Genomic DNA, 24,211 nt, shown 5'->3' with positions numbered 1-24,211 from the left:
CGCTAATTAATGCTGCTCACTTAACGTGAGCAGCATTGTCAATGAATCGTTGGATAGGGCGACAGGAGATGACTAATGGCAATAAAGCCGCCATTGGCCTATTGAGGGTTAACGCTTACTTTTTGTTGTTTGGCTTCAATGTTTCGCCGACATTCAGCAGGAAGATCTCGTTATCGCGCGTAGACACGCGTGTTGAACCATCTTCCATGCGGTAACCGCCTTCGGTGAAGCCAGCACCATTCAGGAACGGAGCAACGGATTGTGGTTGATTACGTACCGTGGCTTCCAGCGCTAACAGAGCGTAAGGCTCGATAGTGTCGACGTCAGCATATTGTCTGTTGGGCTCAGCCATGAAAAAGCCGTTTTTATAACGCGTACTGATAATGTTATCGCCCACTTTTTCCGCCAGCGACAGGTAGTCCTTCACTTTACTTGCCTGATACAGATCCAGCAGCGCGAACAGGGCGTAAGGATCGTTGTTCTTGGTGGCGAGATCCACGTTAACGTCTTTACCCGGTGCTGAACCTAACTCACCTAACCCCTGTGCGCGAGCGATGCCGCGTGCGACACGCCACAGCTCGGCGTCCGGTAACACGGTATAGGCGCGGGCATAGGAAAGCAGGAATGAATTATCCGCAGGATAAGGTTTGATTACGGTGCCTTTTTTACCGTAGTAACCGTCACGCGGCAAAACATAGTTGGAGAGATCTTTACCGTTAGCCAGCATCGGACGGAAGGTGTTATCGGACTCGTTATAGGCATATTTGGCAAAGGCTTTCAGGCCATCGGTTGTCCACGTCAGAAGTTCTTTGCCTTCCGCGCCTAAATCTTTACCCAGTTGGAGCTGCATGAGCGCATTTTCAGAATAGATCGTACTGGTGCGTCCTTTCAGCATCATATTGCCTTCCAGCGCAGTGGGGCCGAACTCTGGACCAAACTGACGCTGGGCGCGATCGCCGTATTTGGAATGCGTATCGGCATCGTCGGTAGTTTCATCGCGCTTCAGCGCCTGCGTAAACTGATACACGCCGAGCCCGGTCGCTTTATCCCGTGGCAGCACATATTGCTGAGCCAGACGTTTTGCCCAGACCAGCGCGCCGTCTTCTTTATTGTATTTGTACAGCAGTGATGCGGAATAGATCAGATCGTTCCCCGCATTCAGGAAGCTGAGGCCTTTGGTGGCGAAGAAGGGCGGTTGTTGCTCAAACGGACTTTGCCAGAGTGCCCCTATTTTTTGCCCGTATTTACCATGGCGACTGGTTTCCATGATCTTCCAGTCATAAACGTGCGCATTCCAGAAGCCGCGAATAAAGCGTGCGGTCGCTTCTTTATCGACGCTGAACATCAAATCGTAGTAGGGATAGGCATTTTTTAACTCATGCACCATCTCTTTTTCACTGGGGCCTTCCGGTTGCAGCGTTTTTAAATCAACGAAACGGTGGCCGCCCCAAATCAGCAGGCCGCTCTCATCCTGATAATGTTGAAAGTGATACTTCACAATTGCTTCGGCACGCTGCTTATAGCTGGGGTTACCGCTTAGATTACTGAGTCCGACCAGCACGCGCATCAGGTTTTGCTGAGCGGAAAAGTTGGACAACACGGCCTGACGACCATCAGGGAAGATCCATTCCATTTGTTTGCCCGTGCGAGGGTCGACACCATCAGCAAGTAGTGGCGTGGGTGATTGGCCGTGATAATGGTCACCGGCTTTCGTCAACACGTTGTCAACGTACTGATTGACGATGGTGAGGCGGTCTGGTGTCGCGGCGCTGGCCTGTAAAGCGACCAGACCCGCAAGGAGCGATAGCGTAAATCTTTTCATGTTATCTACCTGTAACGAGTGTTAATCCATAGCTGTAATAAAGAGGACCTGTGTGGTTAACAGGTCCCCCGAGAAACAGTGTGTAGCCGTAAGCCGTCTTTAGAAGGTATAGGTGAAGCCGACTTTCCCTTTCCCTTCACGCGATTTCACATCGCGCCCGCTGGCGACATCTTCAACGCCAATGTGTGCTGTCCAGTTGTCGTTGATGGTGTAAGACACATCAAAATCCTGCTGATAGTCATGCTTCTTGTTGTTTTGCAGCACGTAATCCGCGTGATAGTAGTAAGCGGTATACGCCAACGTGAAATTATCGAAACCTTTATAGGCAACACCCGCTTCATAGCGCTGGCGATGGGTGTCATCGTCCGCGCTGGTGCGCTTGCTGCGAGTGATTTTTCTAAGGTCATAGCGATATTGCGCATGAAGATCCATTTTATCAGTCACAGCCCAGGTCAGTTTCAAGCCTGGCGTGTAACGCGCACCTGAAGTTTGACTATCGCCGATATTGCCGACAGTGCCTTCACCGCTGGTGCCGCCGGAATAAAAGCGCGCTTCCAGATTAGGCGTCAGTGTTAGTTCTGGCGTTAACTTGTAGGCATAACCGGTATAAAAAGCATAAGAATTAGAAACGACATCATCGATGGTCAGATCTTTATTCTTATTATAAAAATTCAACTCAACGCCAACGTAGAGGCCATTATCCATAAAATGTCGCATGCCGATTTCATCACCGTGATAGCGATTCATCGTACCCCAGCTATGTTCATAGCTGAGTTTGGTATCAGAGGCTGACGCGGAAATAGCATAAATTTGGGCAAAGAGAATACCGGCCACAAGGTAGCGTTTTTTCATTATAGGCACCATTAATATTGGTCGTTAATTATGAAAACTGTGCGCTGATAGACAAAATTCATCATGAATTCATTTTTATCATCAACACGGCACGAAATACGGCGTATTTCTTTTATAAAATTCTGTATTTCTTAGAAAACGTAGTTGAAACCAACTTTGATTTTCCCCTGACGGCTTGATGATGTGCTGGATTGGCTAATATCATCATACTCAATGTAAGGAGTTAGCTGTTTGTTTAACTTATATTGAACTTTGAACTGATGCTCATAGTCCGTTTTACCGTTGTCATAAACGGCGTATTCTCTTTCTGTGAATTCACCTTTGCTATATTTATACGATTTGGTGGTGTTATCACCGATATAGTAGTTAAAGACATAAGTCAGATTAATATTATCAAACCCGGAATAGGTTACCCCTGCATCCAGACGGTGGCGTCCGGTGTCAGATTTTGATAAATAAGATTCCCCTGCGTGACCATATTTGTCCGACGTGGAAATAGTCGAATAACGCGAGCTGCGAGTGGGTTTTTTATATTCGTAGCGGTAGCGGCCATAAGTGGACCAGTCGCTGTTAATACGGTAACCATATTTTAACCCCGGCTGATACATCATGGAGGCATTCCCGATGGAAAACTCGAAGCTAGGCGTTAAGGTTGCAGCCTTGCTTAGCTTGAAGTCTTTACCAATCACCATGCCGCCTGAGCCGCCTTGCATATCGTCATAGGCGACGTCATAGTTGCTGTTCCCACCCGCAGACGTACTGAATTTGACTTCGTATGACCAGCCGTTGGTTTTCTTATGAATAAGCTTGATGGAGTCTGAGTGGCGGCGGTCTTCCGTCTTCCAGTTGTGCTCATATTGGAAGGTGGTTTTGCCGTCGGTTTCTGCCTGGGTGAGGAAAGGAGCGAATCCAGCACAAACGATGAGTAGGTTACGTGTGTATATTTTCATTCTATCTTTCTCTTTTTGAATATACTCGTCATACTTCAAGTTGCATGTGCGTTGGCTGCGTTACTCGGGACACTGACGTGTACCTCGCCCCGTTGGGGCCGCTGCAAGCAGCGTTCAAATCTGCCTCTGGCTGATTTGTCAGTTACCCGAATCACTTACTTGAGTAAGCGCATCGGGACGCCTTCGCTTGCCGCCTGCCTGAAACTCGAATTATTTAGAGTATTATAAATAATACTATTGGCGAACGTAGTCTCTATCTTTAAAACCAGACAGTTAATGTCATTTTTTGGGCGTAAAAATAGAATCACCAGGAATGATGATAACGCCATTAATAATGCTATACAGGGCATTCTCCCTGGTAAATCAGGTTCTATCAGCTCATCGAATACTCCTTATATAGGGGCTGAATTATGAATATTTCACCTATGGCAACGACTGATGCTGATGAGTGAATATCGATAATTCCGACCTTTTACTATTTGTTCTAATTAATCAGCAGACTTGATAATTAGGTTGTATGGCATTATGGTGAAAAGGAAACATTGTTTCATTTATGTGGATCACATATTTGGTTACCGTTTGAAATTTTTTGTAATCTTTTAATCTGGTTATTGTAAGGGAATGGAATAAGTGTCATGACGGACATTGTTGTAAGATTGGAGGATGTATCTCTTGAACGTTAATGATGATAATGATATGTAATTGAACAATGTTTAACCTTTTTCCTGTATTGCTTCCACCACGAACTCGAAATCATTTTATCGACGTGCCATGGTTAAATGAATAAGTAACCGATAGTCATCAAATATCCCTAAACTTTTAGGGAACCCATCTTATTTTCACGCCACTCATCTCTAGCTATCTCCGTCATGCTGCGGTCAGCACGTTTGCAGGCCTTTCCGCGTTGGAATGACGCGGGATATCCGTTTATTAAGTTTGTGGATTGCGGAGCCGAAACCTCTCGTCGATCTTCAGGCGATCGATAGCTCGGAACACTGTAATCCTATATAAGGCGTCCGCTTAAATCTCGACGGATTAAATTTCAAAACCCGGAGCGACTTCTTTCACTGGTTTTTTGCACTCTTCAGGCTTTGGCTGATTCGCCGGTAGGTTTTTACAGTCTGGAGCAAAAGGATTCAACGTATCGCGATTCAGATAGAGCACAAACAGGATCAGGATGAGGAGGGGAATCAGTATGCGTTTTCTTTTCATGGCTATTTTTCGTGGTTGCGTTGCAAAAAATGTGTGTATGTTACAAAACAGGAAAAATTCTAACGCGTTGCGTGGCTTTTGTCTTTAGCCAGTCCGGTTTCCACTCTATTGTAGTGATTCAACAAAGCGAGATCGGCAGAGGTGAAGATGAAAAAGATTCGGTTTGCAGCGATTGGGTTAGCACATAACCACATTTACGACATGTGTCGACAGTTGGTTGATGCCGGCGCGGAACTGGCTGGTGTATTCGAATCTGACCCGGATAATCGAGAAAAATTCACCTCGCTTTTCCCCTCCATCCCTTTTGCGTCATCGGCAGAACAGTTGATTAGCGACGCATCGATTGATCTCATCGCCTGTGCGGCGATCCCTAGCGATAGAGCCGAACTCGCGCTGCGCGCTCTGGATGCAGGCAAGGATTTTTTCACGGCTAAGCCACCGCTAACTTCGTTGGAACAGCTGGATGCCGTCCAACGTCGGGTGGCGAAAACGGGTCGCAAGTTTGCTGTGTACTTTAATGAACGCATCAATGTCGATAGCGCGCTGTTTGCGGGTGAACTGGTGCAACAGGGCGAAATTGGGCGGGTGATTCAGACGATGGGGGTTGGCCCACATCGTGAACGCGGCGCGCGGCCTGACTGGTTTTATCAAAAGCGTCAGTATGGGGGAATTCTCTGTGATATCGGCATCCACCAGATAGAACAGTTTCTCTATTTTACCGGCAACACCGATGCGCGCGTGGTGACCAGTCAGACGGCGAATTATTACCATCCGCACCATCCCGATTTTGAGGATTTTGGCGATGCCGTGCTGCTGGGCGACAATGGGGCGACGGGCTATTTCCGCTGTGACTGGTTTACACCCGATGGGTTGAGCGTTTGGGGCGACGGCCGTTTGACGATACTGGGAACGGAAGGCTATATCGAAATCAGGAAATATGTCGATCTCACGCGTGATGAAAGCAATATTGTTTATCTGGTGAATAGTAAGGGTGAGCAGCGTTTTACCCCCGCAGGCAGCGTCAACCGCCCCTTTTTCCCAGATTTTTTGCATGACTGCCGTGAGCGCACCGAAACCGCGATGTCGCAGTCGCATATCTTCAAGGCAACAGAGCTGTCGATTCTGGCACAGCAGGCTGCGAAGAAGATCGCCTAAGAGCACACTGTCTTTTCTCATTAACCCATAGCACTGTGCTCTATGATGGCGCATGGTTGTTCCTTTTCTGTGCACGATAACCAGTCCTCCCTATTTTTTTACATAAAAATCAACAGGGTAAAAGCTGGCATGGTTTTCGCTTTAGTGAATTCAATCTTGTATACCAGATGGGATTCACACTATGCCAAGAATGACGGGACTCACGCTTCAGGAATGGAAACAGCATTATCACCAGCAGGCCGATAGCGTTGGTGAGACGTTAAGTTCGCTGCTTGCTAGTCTGTCGGCGGACGATCCAGCGTGGATCGTGCTGGCGACACCTGAGCTGCTTGAGGCGCAGATCGCGGCGCTATTAGCGCGATATCGTGAAAACCCAGACGCGCTGCCGCTGTTTGGCGTTCCCTTTGCCGTCAAAGACAATATTGATGTTGCAGGCTGGCCGACGAGCGCGGCGTGTCCGGCATTCACCTATCTGGCCGACAAGGATGCAACCGCCGTTGCCAAATTAAAAGCGGCAGGAGCGGTCGTTATCGGTAAAACCAACCTCGATCAGTTTGCCACGGGTCTGGTCGGCACGCGCTCGCCGTTTGGTGAAGTGCCTAACACGTTTAATGCGGACTATATCAGCGGGGGTTCCAGTTCGGGCTCGGCTTCGGTATTAGCGCGTGGACTGGTGGCGTTTTCGTTGGGTACCGACACGGCTGGTTCGGGACGGGTTCCTGCCGGGTTTAACAATATCGTCGGCCTGAAACCAACCAAAGGGTGGCTATCGGCAAGCGGCGTTGTGCCGGCCTGTCGCCTGAACGACACCATCTCCGTGTTTGCGTTAACCGTCGAAGATGCGTTTACCGTCGCTGAGCTGGCTGGCGGATACGATGCAGCAGATGCGTATTCACGCCGCCATCCGGGGAGCGCACCTGCCGCGTTGCCAGCCGCACCGCGTTTTGCTATCCCCAGCGATCCGACCTTTTTTGCCGATGCCACCGCACAGGCAGCATGGCAGCACGCGCTGGCTGAATTAGAAGTGACGGGGGCGACGCTGCATCCTATCGATTTCAGTGTATTCACGCAGTTAGCAGAACAGCTTTACCAAGGCCCTTGGGTGGCGGAGCGTACGGTAGCCGTTGGCGACCTGTTGCGTCAGCCAGAAAGCATGGACTCGGTGGTGCTCGGTATTGTGGCGAGCGGCGAGCGTTTCAGCGCAGTGGAGGCCTTTAAGGCCGAGTATCTGCGTGCCGAACTGGCGCGACAGATTCAGCAGACGCTGGCGTCGTTCGATGCGTTAGTCGTGCCGACCTCGCCGACCATCCACACGCGCGAAGCGATGAAGCAGGAACCGGTGCGCTACAACGCCCAGTTGGGAATCTATACCAACTTTACCAATCTGGCCGACCTCTCGGCGCTGGCGCTGCCTGCTCCTTTCCGTACTGACGGCTTGCCCGCAGGTATCACGCTGATTGCACCCGCCTGGCATGACCGTGCATTAGCGAGTTTTGGTCTGCGCTGGCAGGTGCATCTGGCGCTTACGCTGGGCGCAACGGGAAAACCGCAGCCTTCCGTTTCCACTGTCTTGCCGCCTTCCGTATTGCACGTTCGCCTCGCCGTTGTCGGTGCACATCTAACAGGCATGCCCCTGAATTATCAGTTAACTAACCGCGATGCGGTACGAATAGAAGAGACGCGCACGGCGGACAACTATCGTCTTTATGCGTTAGCGAATACGCAACCAGCCAAGCCCGGTTTAGCGAAAAGCACCGACGGTGCAGCGATTATCGTCGAACTGTGGGACATCCCACTGGCGCGCTTTGGTGAGTTTGTCGCAGAAATTCCTGCGCCGTTGGGCATCGGCACGCTGACGTTAAGCGACGGGCGGCAGGTGAAAGGTTTTATCTGCGAACCCGCTGCGCTGAGCGACGCTGTGGATATCACGGAATTCGGCGGCTGGTGCAACTGGCTTGCCCGTCAGGAGGCATCTCATGTTTAAGACCGTACTAATCGCTAACCGCGGTGAAATTGCCTGCCGCGCGATACGCACGTTGAAGCGCTTGGGTATTACTAGCGTGGCGATATATTCCGACGCGGATAAAAACGCGCAGCATGTGAAAGATGCCGATATTGCTGTATCGATTGGTGGGGAAAAGGCCAGCGATAGCTATCTGTGTATCGATAAAGTGCTTGCGGCCGCGCAACAGACGGGGGCTGAGGCGGTCTGGCCGGGCTATGGTTTTCTATCTGAAAGCTTGCCGTTTGCCGCCGCGTGTGAAAAGGCGGGCATCGCGTTTGTCGGGCCAACTGCACAGCAAATTGGTGAATTTGGCCTGAAGCACCGCGCCCGTGAATTGGCTGCCGCCGCTGGTGTACCGATGACGCCGGGAACGCCGCTGCTGGCCTCGCTGGAGGATGCGCTGGCCGCAGCAGAAGAGATCGGCTATCCGATAATGCTCAAAAGTACTGCCGGAGGTGGCGGCATTGGCCTGACGCGCTGCGCGGATGCCGCTGCGCTACAGGCAGCGTGGGAGAGCGTGCGCCGGTTGGGCGAGCAATTTTTCAGCGATGCAGGCGTGTTTATTGAGCGCTGCATCGATCGGGCGCGCCATGTCGAAGTACAGATTTTTGGCGATGGCAAAGGCCGCGTGGTGGCGCTGGGCGAACGTGATTGTTCATTGCAGCGGCGCAACCAGAAAGTGGTGGAAGAAACGCCTGCACCCCATTTGCCGGACGCTACACGCGCGGCGCTGTTGGCTTCGGCGGTAAAACTAGGCGAGTTGGTCAACTACCGCAGCGCGGGAACGGTGGAGTTTATCTACGATGCCGAACGTGATGCGTTCTTTTTCCTCGAAGTGAATACGCGTTTGCAGGTTGAACATCCGGTGACGGAGTGTGTCACCGGGCTGGATTTGGTCGAATGCATGCTGCGCGTTGCGGCGGATGAACCGCTGGATTGGGCGCAGCTCGAACAGCTCCCGCGTGGCGCGGCGATTGAAGTGCGTATTTATGCGGAAGATCCGTTGAAAAACTTCCAGCCCAGCCCCGGCGTGCTGACCGAAGTCGCGTTTCCCTGCGACGTGCGAGTTGATGGCTGGGTGAGCACCGGTACCGAGGTGTCGGCGTATTACGATCCGATGATCGCTAAACTGATCGTCCATGCAGAAACCAGAGAGCTGGCGCTGGAGAAGATGCAGCAGGCATTGAATGCCACGCGCTTGCACGGCATTGCCACCAATCTGGATTATCTGCGCCGAATTATCGCCACCGATGCGTTCCGCAACGGAACGGTATGGACGCGGATGCTCGACAGCTTTACACCGTCCGCGTCGGTTATTGAAGTGATCCAACCCGGCACCTGGAGCAGCGTGCAGGATTATCCCGGTCGCCTTGGTTATTGGGATATCGGCGTGCCGCCGTCCGGTCCGATGGACGATTTTGCGTTCCGGCTGGCGAACCGTATTGTCGGTAACGATGAGGTTGCGGCAGGGCTGGAATTTACGCTACAAGGGCCGACGCTGCGTTTCCACAGTACAGCGGTAATTGCGCTGACGGGGGCTGATTGCCCGGCGACGCTGGATGGGGTCGCGGTGGCATACTGGCAGCCCGTTATGGTCACGGCCGGACAAACGCTGACACTGGGGCGCGCGCAGTCTGGCTGCCGAACCTATCTGGCGGTGCGTAACGGTATTGATGTGCCGCAGTATCTCGGCAGTCGCTCGACTTTCGCACTCGGAGAATTTGGCGGCCACGCAGGAAGAACGCTACGCGTGGCGGATATGCTGGCGATCTCTCAACCCGATTTGCCCGCCTGCACCACCCCCGCTCCGGTGAGCCCACCGCAGCCCGTGGATGCCGCGCTGATCCCGCACTATGGCAACGACTGGCGCATTGGTGTGCTCTACGGCCCGCATGGTGCACCGGATTTCTTTACCCACGCGGCGATCGACGAATTTTTCGCGGCAGAATGGCAAGTGCACTACAACTCGAACCGATTGGGCGTGCGTCTGGTGGGACCCAAACCAAGCTGGACGCGAGCGAACGGTGGCGAGGCGGGTCTCCATCCTTCCAACGTTCACGACTGTGAATATGCGATTGGTGCGGTGAATTTCACCGGCGATTTTCCGGTCATCCTCACGCGAGATGGGCCGAGTCTGGGTGGATTTGTTTGCCCGGTCACGATTGCCAATGCGGAACTGTGGAAAGTCGGTCAGGTGAAACCGGGCGATCGTATCCGTTTTCATCCTATCAGCGCGGATGAAGCGCTGGCGTTGGAACAGGCGCAATCTGACCGTGTTTCTACGCTGGGCATAGCCCACGCGCCTGCATTTGGCGTTCCCTCGCTGGCGACAGCGGCATACGGTTCTGCCACGGTACTGGCAGCAGTGCAGGCCACGGCGACCACGCCAGCCGCCGTTTACCGTCAGGCAGGCGATAACTACATTCTGATCGAATACGGCGAGAACGTGTTGGATCTGGCGCTGCGGCTGCGTATTCATCTGCTGATGGCGGCGATCCGCGCTTCTGAGACGGCAGGAATAGAGGAACTGTCGCCCGGTGTGCGCTCGCTACAGGTGCGTTATGACAGTCGGATTCTCCGCCAGTGTGCACTGCTGGATGTGCTGTTGCATCTGGAAAGCCAGCTTGGCGATGTCAGCCAGATGACCGTGCCGTCGCGCATCGTCCATTTGCCAATGGCGTTTGAAGATGGCGCTACGCTCGGTGCGGTTGAACGCTACCGCGAAACCGTACGCGCCAGCGCGCCCTGGCTGCCGAATAACGTCGATTTCATTCAGCGAATTAATGGTTTACCGAGCCGTGATGACGTGCGCGACATCATTTTCGATGCCAGCTATCTGATCCTGGGACTGGGCGATGTTTATCTTGGCGCACCCTGTGCGGTGCCGGTCGATCCGCGCCACCGCCTGCTTAGCTCCAAATATAACCCCGCGCGCACCTTCACCGCCGAAGGCACGGTGGGTATCGGCGGCATGTACATGTGCATCTATGGCATGGATTCGCCGGGCGGCTATCAACTGGTGGGGCGCACGCTGCCGATCTGGAACAAGTTCCTCAAAAATGATCAGTTCATCGCCGATGAACCGTGGCTGCTGCGCTTCTTCGATCAGGTGCGGTTTTATCCGGTTAGCGAAGCCGAACTGACGACGCTGCGCGAGGATTTCCGCGAAGGGCGTGCGGCGATCCACATCGAGGAAACCGAGTTTGATTTCGCTGAGCACACACGTTTCCTGACGGAACAGGCTGAAGACATCACCGCGTTTCGCCAGCGTCAAGCCTCAGCATTTGAAGCCGAAGTGGCGCTGTGGCAGCAGGAGGAGGACAGCTCGCCGTTGGAGAACACACCATCAGTAGCCGTAGACAACGACGAAGACGCGTTTCAGGTCAGTGCAGATATGAACGGCAATATCTGGAAAATCCTGGTGAATGTGGGGGATGTCATCGAAGCCGGACAGCCGCTGATTATCGTCGAAGCCATGAAGATGGAACTGACGATAACCGCACCGCAGTCTGGCCGAGTGAAGCGCATCGGCTGCCAGCCGGGGCGACCAGTCAGCCCCGGCGATGCTTTGCTGTGGCTGGAGTAAAAGACCGGTAGCAATAAAGGGACGAGCCGGAATAAACGGACGACATGTCATAAACGGTAGAACGGAGAAAACGATGCGAACTGGCACACAGAAAAGCAGCAAAGATCGCCCGGAAGCGCTGGCGGAGCGGGTGTATCAAACGCTAAAAAACGACATTTTCGATTTTCGCCTGATGCCGGGCGATCGCTTTAGTGAAAATGAAATTGCCGAGCGGATGTCGGTCAGCCGTACGCCAGTGCGTCAGGCGTTGTTCTGGCTGGAGCGGGAAGGGTATGTCGAAGTCTATTTTCGCAGTGGTTGGCAGGTTCGTCCGTTTGATTTCGAATATTTCGAGGAGCTGTATGACTTTCGCATCGTGCTGGAACGCGAGGCCATTCGGCGGCTGTGCGGGATGCCGCCGGGGCGCTGCGCCGAGCTATTGGCGGATCTAAAACGCTTCTGGATTGAGGAACCGCGTCTGGACGACGGCAAGATCGTCTCCCGCTACGACGAAGCGTTTCACCGTGGGCTAGTGATGGCGGCAGGCAACAGCGAAATGGCGCGAGTTCACGGCGAACTGACGGAGAAAATCCGCATTATTCGCCGCCTCGATTTCACCCGCGAAGATCGCATCGATGCGACCTATAAAGAACATGCCCAGATTTTGCTGGCGATATTGCAACAGCACACCGAGGAGGCGCAGCGCATTCTGACCGACCATATTGCGGTCAGTAAGGCCGAAGTCAGGAAGATCACCTTACACATGCTACAGCAGGCGCGGCCTCAATCTGTTTCAACGACATCTGTTTCTACTGAACGTGTTTCACCTGATGCATCACACGATTCCATTCTCACTCAACACGACTTAAGGGCTAATAAATGAAAAGACGTTCATTGCTAAAAGTTTTTGCGCTTTCTGCGACAGTGGTTGGTATGGGGTTGACCTGGAGCGTGCAGGCGGCGGAAACCATCAAAGTCGGCATTATGCATTCGCTGTCCGGCACGATGGCGATTTCGGAAACGCCGCTGAAGGATGTGGCGCTGATGACCATTGATGAAATCAACGCCAAAGGTGGCGTGTTGGGGAAAAAACTGGAGCCGGTAGTGGTCGATCCGGCCTCGAACTGGCCGCTGTTTGCTGAAAAGGCGCGTCAGTTGCTGACACAGGACAAAGCGGCGGTGGTGTTCGGGTGCTGGACATCGGTATCGCGTAAATCGGTTCTGCCGGTGTTTGAAGAGTTAAATGGGCTGCTGTTCTATCCGGTGCAGTATGAAGGTGAAGAGATGTCGCCGAACGTGTTCTACACCGGCGCGGCACCGAATCAGCAGGCGATCCCAGCAGTGGAATACCTGATGAGTGAAGACGGCGGGGCGGCGAAGCGTTTCTTCCTACTGGGTACGGACTATGTGTATCCGCGTACCACCAACAAGATCCTGCGCGCGTTCCTGCATTCGAAAGGCGTGCAGGACAAAGATATTGAGGAGGTCTATACGCCGTTTGGCCACAGCGATTATCAAACCATCGTTTCCAACATCAAGAAATTCTCGACGGGCGGTAAGACGGCGGTGGTTTCCACCATCAACGGCGATTCCAACGTACCGTTCTATAAAGAGCTGGCGAATCAGGGCATCAAAGCGACCGACGTGCCGGTTGTCGCGTTCTCGGTGGGGGAAGAAGAACTGCGCGGCATCGACACCAAACCGCTGGTCGGCCATTTAGCCGCGTGGAACTACTTCGAGTCGGTAGATAACCCCACCAATGCCGACTTCGTGGAAGCCTACAAAGCCTATGCCAAAGCGAAAAACCTGCCGAACGCGGGCACGGTGGTGACCAACGATCCGATGGAAGCGACCTATGTCGGCATTCATATGTGGGCGCAGGCGGTAGAGAAAGCGGGTACTACGGACGTGGATAAAGTGCGTGCAGCGATGGCCGGCCAGACCTTTGCCGCACCGGATGGCTTTACGCTGACAATGGACAGCACCAACCACCATCTGCACAAACCGGTGATGATTGGCGAAATCGAAGAAAACGGTCAGTTCAACGTGGTCTGGCAAACCGATAAGCCGGTTCGCGCCCAGCCGTGGAGCCCATACATCGCCGGTAACGATAAGAAGCCCGATCATCCAATCAAAGCAGCGCAGTAAACGTCGTCTCTACACGCCCGTCCAACATCGGACGGGGATACTCCCTCTCTTATATGGCGGACATTGCGATGATGAGTCATCGATTATCTACGTTTGTGCTGTCGCTGTGTCTAATGCTCTCTGGGTTGGCACAAGCCGGACCCGCGGCCGATTTCGCTGTTGCCAGCCGCACGCAGCAGGCTGAACTGCTGCAACAATGGGCCGCAGCGCCGGAGCCTATACGCCTGCCGCTGTTACAGGCGCTGCGCGATGAATCGGTGGTGCTCGATCGGGATCAGCAGCCGTTTAGGGATGCGCAAGGGGTGTTAACGCCGCTGGAAGGGGGTGCACAACCCGTTGGTGCGACCAAAAAACTGTTTATGAATAACCGCCTGCGCGGTCTGGTTGCCACCGCGCTGGCCGCACATCAGGTAGTCAGTGATGATGTGACCACTCGCCTGAATGCGGTACGGCAATTACAAAGTGACAGCAGTGCGGAACAACTGCCGCTATTGGTGCAGCGTCTTGGGGTGGAGAAAGACGCACAGGTGCACGATGCGCTGAATATTGCTATTGCCACTCGGCAACTAAGCGACGCCGATCCGTTGGTGCGTCTTAACGCGGTCAAACGATTGGGGCAGACCGGCGATCCGCAAATGCAGGCGCTGTTACAGCCGTTGACGCAGGCACAGAATGAATCGGATACCGGCGTGCGTGCGGCAGCGCAAGAAAGTTTGGATCTGATTAAGCAAAGTTTGATCGTCGGCGATCTGCTAGGACAGGCATTTACCGGGCTGTCGCTTGGTTCTATTTTGCTGCTGGCGGCGCTGGGGCTGGCGATCACCTACGGGTTACTGGGCGTTATTAACATGGCGCACGGCGAAATGCTAATGCTGGGCGCGTACGCAACCTGGCTGGTGCAGTCGCTGTGTCAGCAGTTTGCGCCGAGCTGGCTGGCGTATTATCCGCTGCTGGCGCTGCCTGTCGCCTTCTTTATCACCGCTGGCGTCGGTATGGTGCTGGAACGCACGGTGATCCGCCATCTTTATGGCCGACCGTTGGAAACACTGCTGGCAACCTGGGGAATTAGCCTGATGCTGATCCAACTGGTACGAATTCTGTTCGGCACGCAGAATCTGGAAGTGGCAAACCCCGCATGGCTGTCCGGCGGGCTTCGTTTGTTGCCAAATCTGGTGCTGCCGTATAACCGCATCGCGGTGATCCTGTTCGTGCTCGGCGTGCTGCTGCTCACCTGGCTGCTACTCAATAAAACCCGTCTTGGCATGAATGTGCGGGCGGTGACGCAAAACCGCGCGATGGCAGATTGCTGCGGCGTGCCGACTGGTCGCGTCGATATGCTGGCTTTTGGTTTGGGTTCCGGTATCGCTGGTCTTGGTGGTGTGGCACTGTCGCAATTGGGTAACGTTGGACCGGAATTAGGACAGGGTTACATCATCGATTCCTTCCTCGTCGTCGTGTTAGGCGGCGTCGGACAGCTTGCAGGGACGGTGGTGGCTGCATTCAGTCTCGGTATCCTTAACAAAGTGCTGGAGCCGCAGATCGGTGCGGTGCTGGGTAAAATCGTCATTCTGGTACTGATCGTGCTGTTTATTCAGAAACGGCCACAGGGGCTGTTTGCATTCAAAGGACGGGTGATTGACTGATGACGCAACCTATTATGCAACCCATGACGATAACCCTGACGCAGCGCGCGCCACGACTCATGCTTGGCCTGGGTTCGATCGCTTTTCTGGCCTTGCTGATCCTGCCGTTTCTTGCGCTATTGCCCGCCGAGCATCCGCTGGCGATCTCCACTTATACGCTGACGCTGATCGGCAAAATCCTATGCTATGCGATTGTCGCCGTTGCGCTGGATCTGGTGTGGGGCTATGCCGGGCTGCTGTCGCTCGGTCACGGCCTGTTCTTCGCGCTGGGCGGTTACGCGATGGGCATGTACCTGATGCGGCAGGCTGCTGGCGAGGGAATGCCCGCGTTTATGTCATTTCTGTCGTGGACGGAACTGCCGTGGTTTTGGGCGGGAACCCAGTATTTCGCCTGGGCGCTGTGCCTGATTGTGCTGGTGCCGGGCGTGCTGGCGTTTGTGTTCGGCTGGTTTGCGTTCCGCTCCAAAATCAAAGGCGTCTATTTCTCAATCATGACGCAGGCACTGACCTACGCCGGGATGCTGCTGTTCTTCCGTAACGAAACCGGCTTTGGCGGCAATAACGGATTTACTGGCTTTACCACGTTACTGGGATTTCCCATTACGGCTACGGGTACACGCATTGGATTGTTTGTTGCCACCGTGCTGCTACTGGCTGCCAGCCTGCTGGTGGGATTTGTATTGGCACGCAGTAAATTTGGCCGCGTGTTGACGGCGGTACGCGACGCGGAAAACCGTTTGATGTTCTGCGGCTACGATCCGAAAGGCTTCAAGCTGTTTGTCTGGACGCTTTCCGCCGTGCTGTGCGGGCTGGCGGGGGCGCTGTATGTGCCGCAGGTTGGCATCATCAATCCTAGCGAAATGTCGCCGACCAACTCCATCGAGGCGGCGATCTGGGTTGCTTTGGGCGGACGCGGAACGCTAATCGGCCCGCTGCTCGGTGCGGGGATCGTCAACGGAGCAAAAAGCTGGTTTACCGTGGCCTTTCCCGAATACTGGCTGTTTTTCTTAGGGCTGATGTTTATTCTCGTCACGCTATTTTTACCGCGTGGGGTGATTGGATTGTTGAGGAGGAAGAAACATGACTGAGTCTGTATTTGTACCCTCAGCGGCTGTACCTACGGTTTCTTCACCGACCCAGTTTGCCCAGCGACACCCGTCGGATCGCCATCGACACCAGACCGATCCGGTGCTGCAACTCGACAAGATTAACGTCAGTTTTGACGGTTTCCGTGCGCTCACCGATCTCTCATTGCAGATTGGTGTGGGAGAACTGCGTTGCATCATCGGCCCTAACGGCGCGGGGAAAACTACGCTGATGGATGTGATTACCGGTAAAACGCGACCGGATAACGGTAAGGTGTTTTACGATCAGTTCACTGACCTGACGATGCTATCGCCAGTGGACATTGCCCGTGCGGGAATAGGGCGAAAATTCCAAAAACCGACGGTATTTGAAGCGCTAACCGTGTTTGAAAACCTCGAAATTGCGCTGAAAACCGACAAATCGGTGTGGGCAAGCCTGTGCGCCAGACTGAACGGCGAACAACGTGACCGGATTGACGACACGCTGGCGCTGTTGCGGCTCGGCCATGAACGGCAGCGGCCAGCCGGGCTGTTGTCGCATGGACAAAAGCAGTTTTTAGAAATTGGCATGCTGTTAGTTCAGGAACCACATCTGCTGTTGCTCGATGAACCCGCGGCTGGGATGACCGATGCAGAAACCGCCTATACCGCCGAGCTGTTCCGCAGTTTGGCAGGTAAACACTCGTTGATGGTAGTGGAACACGATATGGGCTTTGTCGAAAGTATTGCTGACCACGTTACGGTATTACATCAGGGACAGGTACTGGCAGAAGGATCGCTGCGCGAGGTACAGGCTAACGAGCAGGTTATTGACGTTTATCTGGGGCGCTAACATGTTAGAAATTTCAGAATTGAATCAATATTACGGCGGTAGCCACATCCTGCGCGGCTTATCTTTTGAGGTAAACCCCGGCGAAATTACCTGCCTGCTAGGGCGCAACGGCGTGGGGAAAACCACGCTGCTGAAATGTCTGATGGGGTTGATCCCGGCAAAATCCGGCACGATTCGCTGGCAGGGCGAAGCGATCAATACGCGTAAACCTTATCAGCGCGTGCAGGCGGGCATCGCCTATGTGCCGCAGGGGCGGGAAATTTTTCCTCGCCTGACGGTAGAGGAGAATCTGCTGATGGGGCTATCACGCTTTCCGGGCAAACAAGCGCGACAGGTGCCAGATGAGATCTACCAACTTTTTCCCGTATTGGATGAGATGAAACAGCGGCGCGGCGGCGATTTGTCCGGTGGGCAACAGCAGCAATTGGCGATTGGTCGCGCGCTGGCCTGCAAACCACAGCTATTGATTTTGGATGAGCCGACAGAAGGGGTACAGCCATCGGTAATTAAAGAGATTGGCGCGGTGATCCGTCAACTGGCACAGCGCGGCGACATGGCAATTCTGCTGGTCGAGCAGTTTTACGACTTCGCCGCTGAACTGGCAGACAGCTATCTGGTAATGTCACGTGGGGAAATCATCCAGCGCGGACGGGGAGAAACAATGGAGCAAGACGGCGTGCGGGGGCTGGTGGCGATTTGAATGTATTGATTTAGCTTCATACCGTTAGTACAAAAAATTTCGGGCAAGTATTCAAGGTGTTGAACAATGATCTGGCTGTCGGTAAAACGTGATTTATGAGTATCGCTGTCCTTCGGGACATCGCGAATCTCCTGCGTTCAGATTACGAGAGAATTCTACTTATGGACACTCTGCTTTTTTGGGGGGGAATGACCATCTGCAATCTTTCCCCACGGATTGCAGACAAAAAATCACTTTGAGTCTTTGAATTCTGGAAGGCCTTGAGATTTTCGCCACCGTTTTACAAATTTAACGATCCCTTCAGGTGTCCCATCATTGTCATCTTCTGGATAATAAATAATACCATTCCCATCTGGATGCCCCACTAGTTTTTCAAAATGGTTAACCCATTTATGATGTTCTTCCTCGGAAGAAGAATTCGCGTCAACAATGTCTCTAACAAATTGAAGGAAATCTTTTTCAGTATAATCATTTAGCGTGGGCTTTATTATTGTCATGAACTCTCCTTGGAATGGATCGTGATATGTCTTTTAAGTGTGGCAATCGACATATTGTCAATATCGTAAACGCCACCACCATCAACTATTCGTATTTTATGGTGAATTTCAAACACAGTCCTTCTCCCAGACTGTTCTTTCGGCACAGCGTAAGGCGAACGATCTTTTTTAATTAGTGCTTTATTAGCAGGTGAAAACTGCACCATTAATTCAGGACACTCTGCCACGGCTAACCAAAATGCTTCCCTAAAATCATCAAAGCGCTCAAATTTCTGCCCTCTCAGTTTATCCGCAACCTGAGTAGGCACTGGCGCGCCTAATCCTAAGCTGGCAGCTTCCAGCCATTTACCTTCATCACTCAATACCTCACCTTTTCCTGTCACGGTTCCGGGCTTATCCCGCGCTGATTGCAGATAAACATAGATCGGCTTTATCTCTGAACCATCAGGGAATACCAAGATCCAGTCATTAAAATCATGCACATCCGGTACGGGAAAGGGGGGCGTGGTGGTTTCCGTTTCGTCTTCAGGGATAGGATAGATCAGGATGGCTGGTTGATCGATGGGTTTTACCGGACTTCCTGTATGCGCAATAGGCTCTGACCCCTCCGGCTTTTCTGGTGTCCATGTGATGGTCGGGCCATCCCGACCGGGCGCAGGAGTGAAAGTATAGCCCTGAATTTTCGCATCCCACACCATATTGGCAACACGAACGCCTTCATACGGTGTTCCTTCCCCCGTATGGACTCCATAGACCTGTATTTTTCCATGAATATCAGGGCGCCAGAAAAACCGGACGCGAGTTGTTGCTGTTTCACCCGCCCAGCCTTTACGCCGCAATTCCTCTTCTAGCCAACATTTTTCTTGCCCCGGCACCTTATCACTGCCTTCCCCCGCCGAAGGAATATAAAGCGCAGAGGCTAATACGCCAATATACGGTACACTTCTTGCCGCACTTAGCACGCCACCAAGAGACCATTCTCCCCAAACTTGAGTCATGACTCCCGTAGCGGCCAGTAAACCAACATCGGCGCTGGCGACAGGGGCTTTTTGCTCTTCTGCGGCAGGTTCGGTAAGTGATTTGGTAACAGGTGCCTGAGAGAGTGGTTTGTTATCCGTCGCAACCAACAAATCAAACAGCGTTTTATACCAAGGCTCTTGTGGCGGTAGTTTAGGTGGAAAGAGTTTGGGTGACGATATCGCCGTTTCTGATACCGTGGTTTTCTTCTTCGCCGCCTGAGCATGTTGCACGACCTCATGCGTATTATCCGCAGCATGATGACCATAACCACAGCAATCATTTTGTTCGGGTTGGGCAAATAGCACCATCTCCCCGAAATGTTCAACAGGCTCTTTTTCCGTTCCTGCCTGCGTACAACCTTCATCAAGCAAACAGGATTTAGCGTAAACAGGAGGTGCGGTCAGCATTGGCGACAATATCAATATCGGCGCATGGCTCAACGCGGCTTGTTTCGCGCATTCCTGAACAGGAGAACGATATGGGGTATCACCAATGATGACGTTGCCACTGCCGGAGATAATCACCCCACCGCAATTTATGCTATCGCCAATACGCGCAGCATTTTTACCGTTAATAATGACGGTCGATGAACCTTCAGCTATTTTTCGGGAATGCACACCATGTAGTGCATTAGGGCAGGGGCAACTGTGAAGCAGAACTGTATCGCCTTTACGAACGGCTGGCTGACCATTGATAATAACGTCAGGACTGCCTTCGGTTATCGGCGTTTCAGGGAAGCAGTCGTGACCACTTCCTATATCATTAAGACGGGCAGCACCCGCATTGTCATTCTCCTTTGACAGTAAATCATCCTTGATGGCTGAATGTTGGGCGCTTTTTATGAGGGATTCAATATCGAAACCCGTATCAAGAATTGGATACAGAGGTTATTGGCGAGATTTTTATTTATGGTTAGATATTATTTCCTATTAAGCGATAAAAATGGCTTAAAAGGTCTTCCCCAGTTTCACTGAGGCAAAGAAACGATAATGTCGGTTTTTATAGTCAGACAGGCGATTTCCAAAGTGAAAATCAACACCGTGAATACACAAAAAATTTCAGGCCGCTCAAGCAAGCTGTGTAAGATATAGCCTTAAGAAGATAATTCATTGTTTATCTTCAGCTAAAAAGGAAAGGGAACTTAAGGATGAGTACATTGCTGAAAATTTTTGCCATGCTCGGCATCACCGTTATTGCCGCTGCGGTCGGTTCTCTATGGCCCTACATCAAAATGAATTTTGCTGGAAGTGCACATTATACCGAGCAAGACAAAAGGGAATATGCGTTCTATCCCCCCGATTTTCTGAAAAACATGCCTCGTATTACCGCTCGCTATGGCTTCAATTTTTCAAACGTAACCGGCCCGGAAGCTAAAGTCTGGACGATGAACTTCTATGGTACTGAAGATACCAGCAAGGTTCATACTTATCTGACGTCGATGGGTTATGGGAAGCAGGATCGTTGCGATGTTGAGGCGGAATGTTGGCGAACTCATGACGTTGTGACGGTGGCGACGTTTGATACGGATAAAAGCGTGATGATTCAGGTTTACAGCAGTCCGTATACTGCGCCACACCGCCGGAATAATGGTGTAACGACGTAAATCATAGTGTCATTTCTGCTTTGCCTTACTGTATTTTTCATTGGGTGATTTCAAAGCTAACATATATTAATTATCATATGTGTATCTTGAATACGTTGGGACCCAAAATGTTACAGCCTGTTCAGCTTTTCAAAATTCTTTCCGATGAAACTCGACTATCCATCATCCTGCTGCTTAGAGAGGCAGGTGAATTGTGTGTCTGTAATATCTGTACTGCCACCACGGAATCTCAGCCTAAAATTTCCAGGCATATGGCGATATTACGTGCGTCAGGTTTGGTTCTAGACCGCCGTGAAGGAAAATGGATTCATTACAGATTGTCTCCACACATGCCTGCCTGGGCCGCAGAAACGATTAGCACTGCGTGGCAATGTCTGCGTGATGACGTGCGTCTTTGTCTGGCTAAATCCGTTTCTTCCTCATGCTGAAGCATGAAGAAACACATTCTTTTTTCCATATACGATGGGGTTCGGGATGTTATTGGCAGGGATAATATTTTTACTGACCTTAATCTTTGTGATTTGGCAGCCCAGAGGCCTTGGTATCGGATGGAGCGCCAGTATCGGTGCCGTATTCGCGCTGCTCTGCGGGGTTATTCATCTCAGTGATATTCCGGTTGTCTGGAATATTGTCTGGAACGCAACGGCGACGTTTGTTGCGGTGATTATCATCAGCCTGTTGCTTGATGAGTCGGGTTTTTTTAAATGGGCTGCACTGCACGTATCCCGATGGGGAAACGGGCGCGGGCGTCTGCTGTTTACCTGGATTGTCTTGTTGGGCGCTGCTGTTTCTGCGTTGTTTGCCAACGATGGCGCTGCGCTAATCCTCACGCCGATTGTGATTGCTATGCTGCTGGCTCTGGGGTTCAGTAAAGGCACGACGTTGGCGTTTGTTATGGCTGCCGGATTTATTGCCGACACGGCTAGCCTGCCACTCATCGTTTCTAATTTGGTTAACATTGTGTCTGCCGATTTTTTCAGTCTCGGTTTTACTGAATATGCTTCGGTCATGGTTCCTGTCGATATCGCAGCGATTCTCGCGACGCTGGTTATGCTGCATTTGTTCTTTCGCAAGGATATCCCCGCTACCTATGACGTATCCCGGCTGAAAGCACCGGCAAGCGCTATTAAAGATCAGGCAACGTTCAGCGCTGGTTGGGTGGTTCTGATTCTTCTGCTTACCGGATTTTTTGTCCTTGAACCTTTGGGTATTCCCGTCAGTGCCATTGCGGCGGCGGGGGCACTTATTCTGTTTGCTGTGGCAAAAAAAGGCCATGCCATAAACACGAGTAAAGTGTTGCGCGGTGCGCCGTGGCAGATCGTGATTTTCTCACTGGGCATGTATTTGGTGGTCTACGGCCTGCGCAATGCGGGGTTAACGGAATATGTCTCCACGATTCTGAACCAGTTTGCGGAGGAGGGATTGTGGACTGCCACACTCGGCACTGGCTTTCTGGCCGCGCTTCTTTCCTCTGTCATGAACAATATGCCCACCGTGCTGATTGGTGCCTTATCCATTGACGGCAGTACTGCGTCAGGCGTTGTCAAAGACGCGATGATTTATGCCAACGTGATTGGTTGCGACCTGGGGCCTAAAATCACGCCAATTGGCAGCCTAGCGACGCTGCTTTGGCTGCATGTGCTGTCACAAAAGAATATGACGATTAGCTGGGGATATTATTTCCGTACCGGAATTGTCATGACCTTGCCTGTGCTACTCGTCACGCTAGTCGCGCTGGCGTTACGTCTTTCTGTCACTTTGTCATGAGATACTGATATGAACAATATTACCATCTACCACAACCCAGACTGTGGCACTTCGCGTAATACGCTGGAGATGATTCGTAACAGCGGCACAGAACCCACGGTTATTTACTACCTCGATACACCGCCTTCTCGTGATGAACTGGTCACGCTTATTGGCAACATGGGAATAACGGTTCGTGCCTTGCTGCGTAAGAATGTGGAGCCTTATACGCTATTGGGGCTTGCGGAAGAACGCTTTACTGACGAGCAGCTCATTGATTTCATGTTGCAACATCCTATCCTGATAAATCGTCCGATTGTTGTTACCCCACAGGGAACCCGACTGTGTCGTCCATCAGAACGGGTGCTGGATATTCTCCCCGATCCGCAACAAGGTGCATTTACAAAAGAAGACGGAGAAAGAGTCACTGATGAATCGGGTAAACGTGTGAAATAGAGTCAGAAGGTCCATTCTGACTCGATGTGTTTCAGCCTTTGCCATTGAGAATGGTTTGTCGTGTTGAGATCCTGAGTTGTGTCTCACAGCACCTTATTCAAAAAATTGATCGTCCGTGGGTGACGGGGATGGTTCAGTACCTGCCAGGAATCTCCGCTTTCGACGATTTTCCCGTCCACCATGAACACCACGCGGTCGGCCACTTCGCGCGCAAAGCCGATTTCATGTGTGACGACGACTAGCGTCACGCCGGAGCGGGCAAGTGATTTGATCACATCCAACACCTCGCCGACCAGTTCGGGATCGAGTGCGGACGTCGGTTCATCAAACAGCATCACTTTCGGCTTAAGTGCCAGCGCACGGGCAATCGCGACGCGCTGTTGTTGGCCGCCAGACAGGTGACGGGGATATGACTGCGCTTTATGGCGTAGCCCGACGCTTTCCAGCAGGGTAAAGGCAATATCTTCCGCTTCCTGACGAGAATACAGCTTATGCGCCAGCGGGGCTTCAATGATGTTTTCCAACACAGAAAGATGCGGGAACAGATTGAAATTCTGGAATACATAGCCGACGTTGATGCGCTGGCGTAACACGTCCTTTTCTTTCAATTCATAGAGCGTATTCCCTTTGCGCCGATAGCCGATGTAATCGCCGTCGATGCGGATAAACCCTTCGTCTACGCGTTCAAGATGGTTAATGGTGCGCAGCAGCGTCGATTTCCCTGAGCCGGACGGGCCAAGGATTACGGTGACGGAGCCGGGAGCCAGCGTCAGATTGATATCCTCCAGCGCTTTATGTTGACCAAAATGTTTCGCCACGTTGCGGATTTCGATCAGCCCGAGGGCGTTTTCTGCCTGTGGCTGGGCGGTGGTGCGGGCATGAGCAAAATAATCGATAGCTTCAGACATGGTGAATCTCCA

The 24,211-nt window shown here is 52.3% G+C and carries 20 protein-coding genes; 13 read left to right on the top strand and 7 right to left on the bottom strand.

Features of this window, described 5'->3' with window-relative positions:
• Window positions 1-115 precede the first annotated feature (115 nt).
• The 4 genes from EDI29_RS03530 to EDI29_RS22675 form a co-directional block, all read right to left on the bottom strand.
• Entirely contained in the window at window positions 116-1,822 is a 1,707-nt protein-coding gene (locus EDI29_RS03530; RefSeq protein WP_137739743.1) for a pectate lyase, read from the bottom strand.
• A 99-nt stretch (window positions 1,823-1,921) separates the two neighbouring features.
• Window positions 1,922-2,674 carry an oligogalacturonate-specific porin KdgM family protein gene (locus EDI29_RS03525; RefSeq protein WP_137739742.1) on the bottom strand — a complete coding sequence of 251 codons (753 nt, stop codon included), beginning with the start codon at window positions 2,672-2,674 and terminating at the stop codon, window positions 1,922-1,924.
• Between the two features lie 131 nt (window positions 2,675-2,805).
• Window positions 2,806-3,624 carry an oligogalacturonate-specific porin KdgM family protein gene (locus EDI29_RS03520; protein ID WP_137739741.1) on the bottom strand — a complete coding sequence of 273 codons (819 nt, stop codon included), beginning with the start codon at window positions 3,622-3,624 and terminating at the stop codon, window positions 2,806-2,808.
• Window positions 3,625-4,659: 1,035 nt separating this feature from the next.
• Window positions 4,660-4,836, bottom strand: a complete 177-nt coding sequence (locus EDI29_RS22675; protein ID WP_167494471.1) for a hypothetical protein — start codon at window positions 4,834-4,836, stop codon at window positions 4,660-4,662.
• Window positions 4,837-4,983: 147 nt separating this feature from the next.
• Between EDI29_RS22675 and EDI29_RS03515 the strand changes: the two genes are divergently transcribed.
• The 9 genes from EDI29_RS03515 (at window position 4,984) to urtE (ending at window position 17,969) form a co-directional block, all read left to right on the top strand.
• Window positions 4,984-5,991: a Gfo/Idh/MocA family protein gene (locus EDI29_RS03515; protein ID WP_137739740.1), complete on the top strand. Its 1,008-nt coding sequence runs from the start codon at window positions 4,984-4,986 to the stop codon at window positions 5,989-5,991.
• 181 nt (window positions 5,992-6,172) lie between these two features.
• Window positions 6,173-7,975, top strand: coding sequence for an allophanate hydrolase (gene atzF / locus EDI29_RS03510; RefSeq protein ID WP_137739739.1), 1,803 nt, complete (start codon window positions 6,173-6,175; stop codon window positions 7,973-7,975).
• Window positions 7,968-11,582 (top strand): urea carboxylase, encoded by a 3,615-nt coding sequence (gene uca, locus EDI29_RS03505; RefSeq protein ID WP_137739738.1) that lies wholly within the window; start codon window positions 7,968-7,970, stop codon window positions 11,580-11,582. The genes atzF and uca overlap by 8 nt, the downstream gene beginning before the upstream one ends.
• 73 nt (window positions 11,583-11,655) lie before the next feature.
• A complete protein-coding gene (locus EDI29_RS03500) occupies window positions 11,656-12,444 on the top strand; it encodes a GntR family transcriptional regulator (protein ID WP_137739737.1) in 789 nt (262 codons plus the stop codon).
• Window positions 12,441-13,709 (top strand): urea ABC transporter substrate-binding protein, encoded by a 1,269-nt coding sequence (gene urtA / locus EDI29_RS03495; protein WP_129708294.1) that lies wholly within the window; start codon window positions 12,441-12,443, stop codon window positions 13,707-13,709. Before EDI29_RS03500 ends, urtA begins: the two co-directional genes overlap by 4 nt.
• A gap of 68 nt (window positions 13,710-13,777) precedes the next feature.
• Complete coding sequence (urtB, locus tag EDI29_RS03490) at window positions 13,778-15,352, top strand: urea ABC transporter permease subunit UrtB (protein ID WP_395303272.1); 1,575 nt, start codon at window positions 13,778-13,780, stop codon at window positions 15,350-15,352.
• Between the two features lie 11 nt (window positions 15,353-15,363).
• Window positions 15,364-16,440, top strand: a complete 1,077-nt coding sequence (urtC, locus tag EDI29_RS03485) for an urea ABC transporter permease subunit UrtC (RefSeq protein WP_137739932.1) — start codon at window positions 15,364-15,366, stop codon at window positions 16,438-16,440.
• Window positions 16,433-17,269: an urea ABC transporter ATP-binding protein UrtD gene (gene urtD / locus EDI29_RS03480; protein ID WP_137739735.1), complete on the top strand. Its 837-nt coding sequence runs from the start codon at window positions 16,433-16,435 to the stop codon at window positions 17,267-17,269. Before urtC ends, urtD begins: the two co-directional genes overlap by 8 nt.
• 1 nt (window position 17,270) lies before the next feature.
• On the top strand, window positions 17,271-17,969 hold the full coding sequence (urtE, locus tag EDI29_RS03475) for an urea ABC transporter ATP-binding subunit UrtE (RefSeq protein WP_137739734.1): 699 nt from the start codon (window positions 17,271-17,273) through the stop codon (window positions 17,967-17,969).
• 230 nt (window positions 17,970-18,199) lie between these two features.
• Here urtE and EDI29_RS03470 read toward each other — a convergent pair whose 3' ends face one another.
• Both EDI29_RS03470 and EDI29_RS03465 read right to left on the bottom strand, forming a co-directional pair.
• On the bottom strand, window positions 18,200-18,466 hold the full coding sequence (locus tag EDI29_RS03470; RefSeq protein ID WP_137739733.1) for a bacteriocin immunity protein: 267 nt from the start codon (window positions 18,464-18,466) through the stop codon (window positions 18,200-18,202).
• Window positions 18,463-20,289, bottom strand: coding sequence for an S-type pyocin domain-containing protein (locus tag EDI29_RS03465; RefSeq protein WP_137739732.1), 1,827 nt, complete (start codon window positions 20,287-20,289; stop codon window positions 18,463-18,465). Before EDI29_RS03465 ends, EDI29_RS03470 begins: the two co-directional genes overlap by 4 nt.
• 344 nt (window positions 20,290-20,633) lie before the next feature.
• Between EDI29_RS03465 and EDI29_RS03460 the strand changes: the two genes are divergently transcribed.
• The 4 genes from EDI29_RS03460 to arsC all read left to right on the top strand — a co-directional run bounded on the left by EDI29_RS03460 (window position 20,634) and on the right by arsC (window position 23,291).
• The gene (locus EDI29_RS03460; protein WP_137739731.1) at window positions 20,634-21,089 is read left to right on the top strand and encodes a hypothetical protein; all 456 of its coding nucleotides are present in this window, start codon (window positions 20,634-20,636) and stop codon (window positions 21,087-21,089) included.
• Between the two features lie 107 nt (window positions 21,090-21,196).
• Window positions 21,197-21,517 carry a metalloregulator ArsR/SmtB family transcription factor gene (locus EDI29_RS03455; RefSeq protein ID WP_137739730.1) on the top strand — a complete coding sequence of 107 codons (321 nt, stop codon included), beginning with the start codon at window positions 21,197-21,199 and terminating at the stop codon, window positions 21,515-21,517.
• A gap of 46 nt (window positions 21,518-21,563) precedes the next feature.
• Window positions 21,564-22,856, top strand: a complete 1,293-nt coding sequence (locus EDI29_RS03450) for an arsenic transporter (RefSeq protein ID WP_137739729.1) — start codon at window positions 21,564-21,566, stop codon at window positions 22,854-22,856.
• A 9-nt stretch (window positions 22,857-22,865) separates the two neighbouring features.
• Window positions 22,866-23,291 (top strand): glutaredoxin-dependent arsenate reductase, encoded by a 426-nt coding sequence (arsC, locus tag EDI29_RS03445; RefSeq protein WP_137739728.1) that lies wholly within the window; start codon window positions 22,866-22,868, stop codon window positions 23,289-23,291.
• 83 nt (window positions 23,292-23,374) lie between these two features.
• Here the strand turns inward: arsC and EDI29_RS03440 are convergent, their stop codons facing one another.
• Window positions 23,375-24,199, bottom strand: a complete 825-nt coding sequence (locus tag EDI29_RS03440; protein ID WP_039531830.1) for an amino acid ABC transporter ATP-binding protein — start codon at window positions 24,197-24,199, stop codon at window positions 23,375-23,377.
• Window positions 24,200-24,211: the final 12 nt, after the last annotated feature.

This window comes from Pectobacterium polonicum, assembly GCF_005497185.1.
GTDB lineage: Bacteria > Pseudomonadota > Gammaproteobacteria > Enterobacterales > Enterobacteriaceae > Pectobacterium > Pectobacterium polonicum.
The sequence above is the reverse complement of the archived record's forward strand: the minus strand, read 5'-3'. Positions and strand labels throughout refer to the sequence as shown.

What these genes read in the sequence shown, in the direction of transcription:
- EDI29_RS03460 (WP_137739731.1), top strand. Translation starts at nt 20,634, where the DNA reads ATGAGTACATTGCTGAAAATTTTTGCCATGCTCGGCATCACCGTTATT.
- EDI29_RS03525 (WP_137739742.1), bottom strand. Translation starts at nt 2,674, where the DNA reads ATGAAAAAACGCTACCTTGTGGCCGGTATTCTCTTTGCCCAAATTTAT.
- uca (WP_137739738.1), top strand. Translation starts at nt 7,968, where the DNA reads ATGTTTAAGACCGTACTAATCGCTAACCGCGGTGAAATTGCCTGCCGC.
- EDI29_RS03470 (WP_137739733.1), bottom strand. Translation starts at nt 18,466, where the DNA reads ATGACAATAATAAAGCCCACGCTAAATGATTATACTGAAAAAGATTTC.
- arsC (WP_137739728.1), top strand. Translation starts at nt 22,866, where the DNA reads ATGAACAATATTACCATCTACCACAACCCAGACTGTGGCACTTCGCGT.
- EDI29_RS03515 (WP_137739740.1), top strand. Translation starts at nt 4,984, where the DNA reads ATGAAAAAGATTCGGTTTGCAGCGATTGGGTTAGCACATAACCACATT.
- EDI29_RS03455 (WP_137739730.1), top strand. Translation starts at nt 21,197, where the DNA reads ATGTTACAGCCTGTTCAGCTTTTCAAAATTCTTTCCGATGAAACTCGA.
- EDI29_RS03520 (WP_137739741.1), bottom strand. Translation starts at nt 3,624, where the DNA reads ATGAAAATATACACACGTAACCTACTCATCGTTTGTGCTGGATTCGCT.
- EDI29_RS03440 (WP_039531830.1), bottom strand. Translation starts at nt 24,199, where the DNA reads ATGTCTGAAGCTATCGATTATTTTGCTCATGCCCGCACCACCGCCCAG.
- EDI29_RS22675 (WP_167494471.1), bottom strand. Translation starts at nt 4,836, where the DNA reads ATGAAAAGAAAACGCATACTGATTCCCCTCCTCATCCTGATCCTGTTT.
- urtA (WP_129708294.1), top strand. Translation starts at nt 12,441, where the DNA reads ATGAAAAGACGTTCATTGCTAAAAGTTTTTGCGCTTTCTGCGACAGTG.
- urtE (WP_137739734.1), top strand. Translation starts at nt 17,271, where the DNA reads ATGTTAGAAATTTCAGAATTGAATCAATATTACGGCGGTAGCCACATC.
- EDI29_RS03450 (WP_137739729.1), top strand. Translation starts at nt 21,564, where the DNA reads ATGTTATTGGCAGGGATAATATTTTTACTGACCTTAATCTTTGTGATT.
- urtB (WP_395303272.1), top strand. Translation starts at nt 13,778, where the DNA reads ATGATGAGTCATCGATTATCTACGTTTGTGCTGTCGCTGTGTCTAATG.
- EDI29_RS03500 (WP_137739737.1), top strand. Translation starts at nt 11,656, where the DNA reads ATGCGAACTGGCACACAGAAAAGCAGCAAAGATCGCCCGGAAGCGCTG.
- urtD (WP_137739735.1), top strand. Translation starts at nt 16,433, where the DNA reads ATGACTGAGTCTGTATTTGTACCCTCAGCGGCTGTACCTACGGTTTCT.
- EDI29_RS03530 (WP_137739743.1), bottom strand. Translation starts at nt 1,822, where the DNA reads ATGAAAAGATTTACGCTATCGCTCCTTGCGGGTCTGGTCGCTTTACAG.
- atzF (WP_137739739.1), top strand. Translation starts at nt 6,173, where the DNA reads ATGCCAAGAATGACGGGACTCACGCTTCAGGAATGGAAACAGCATTAT.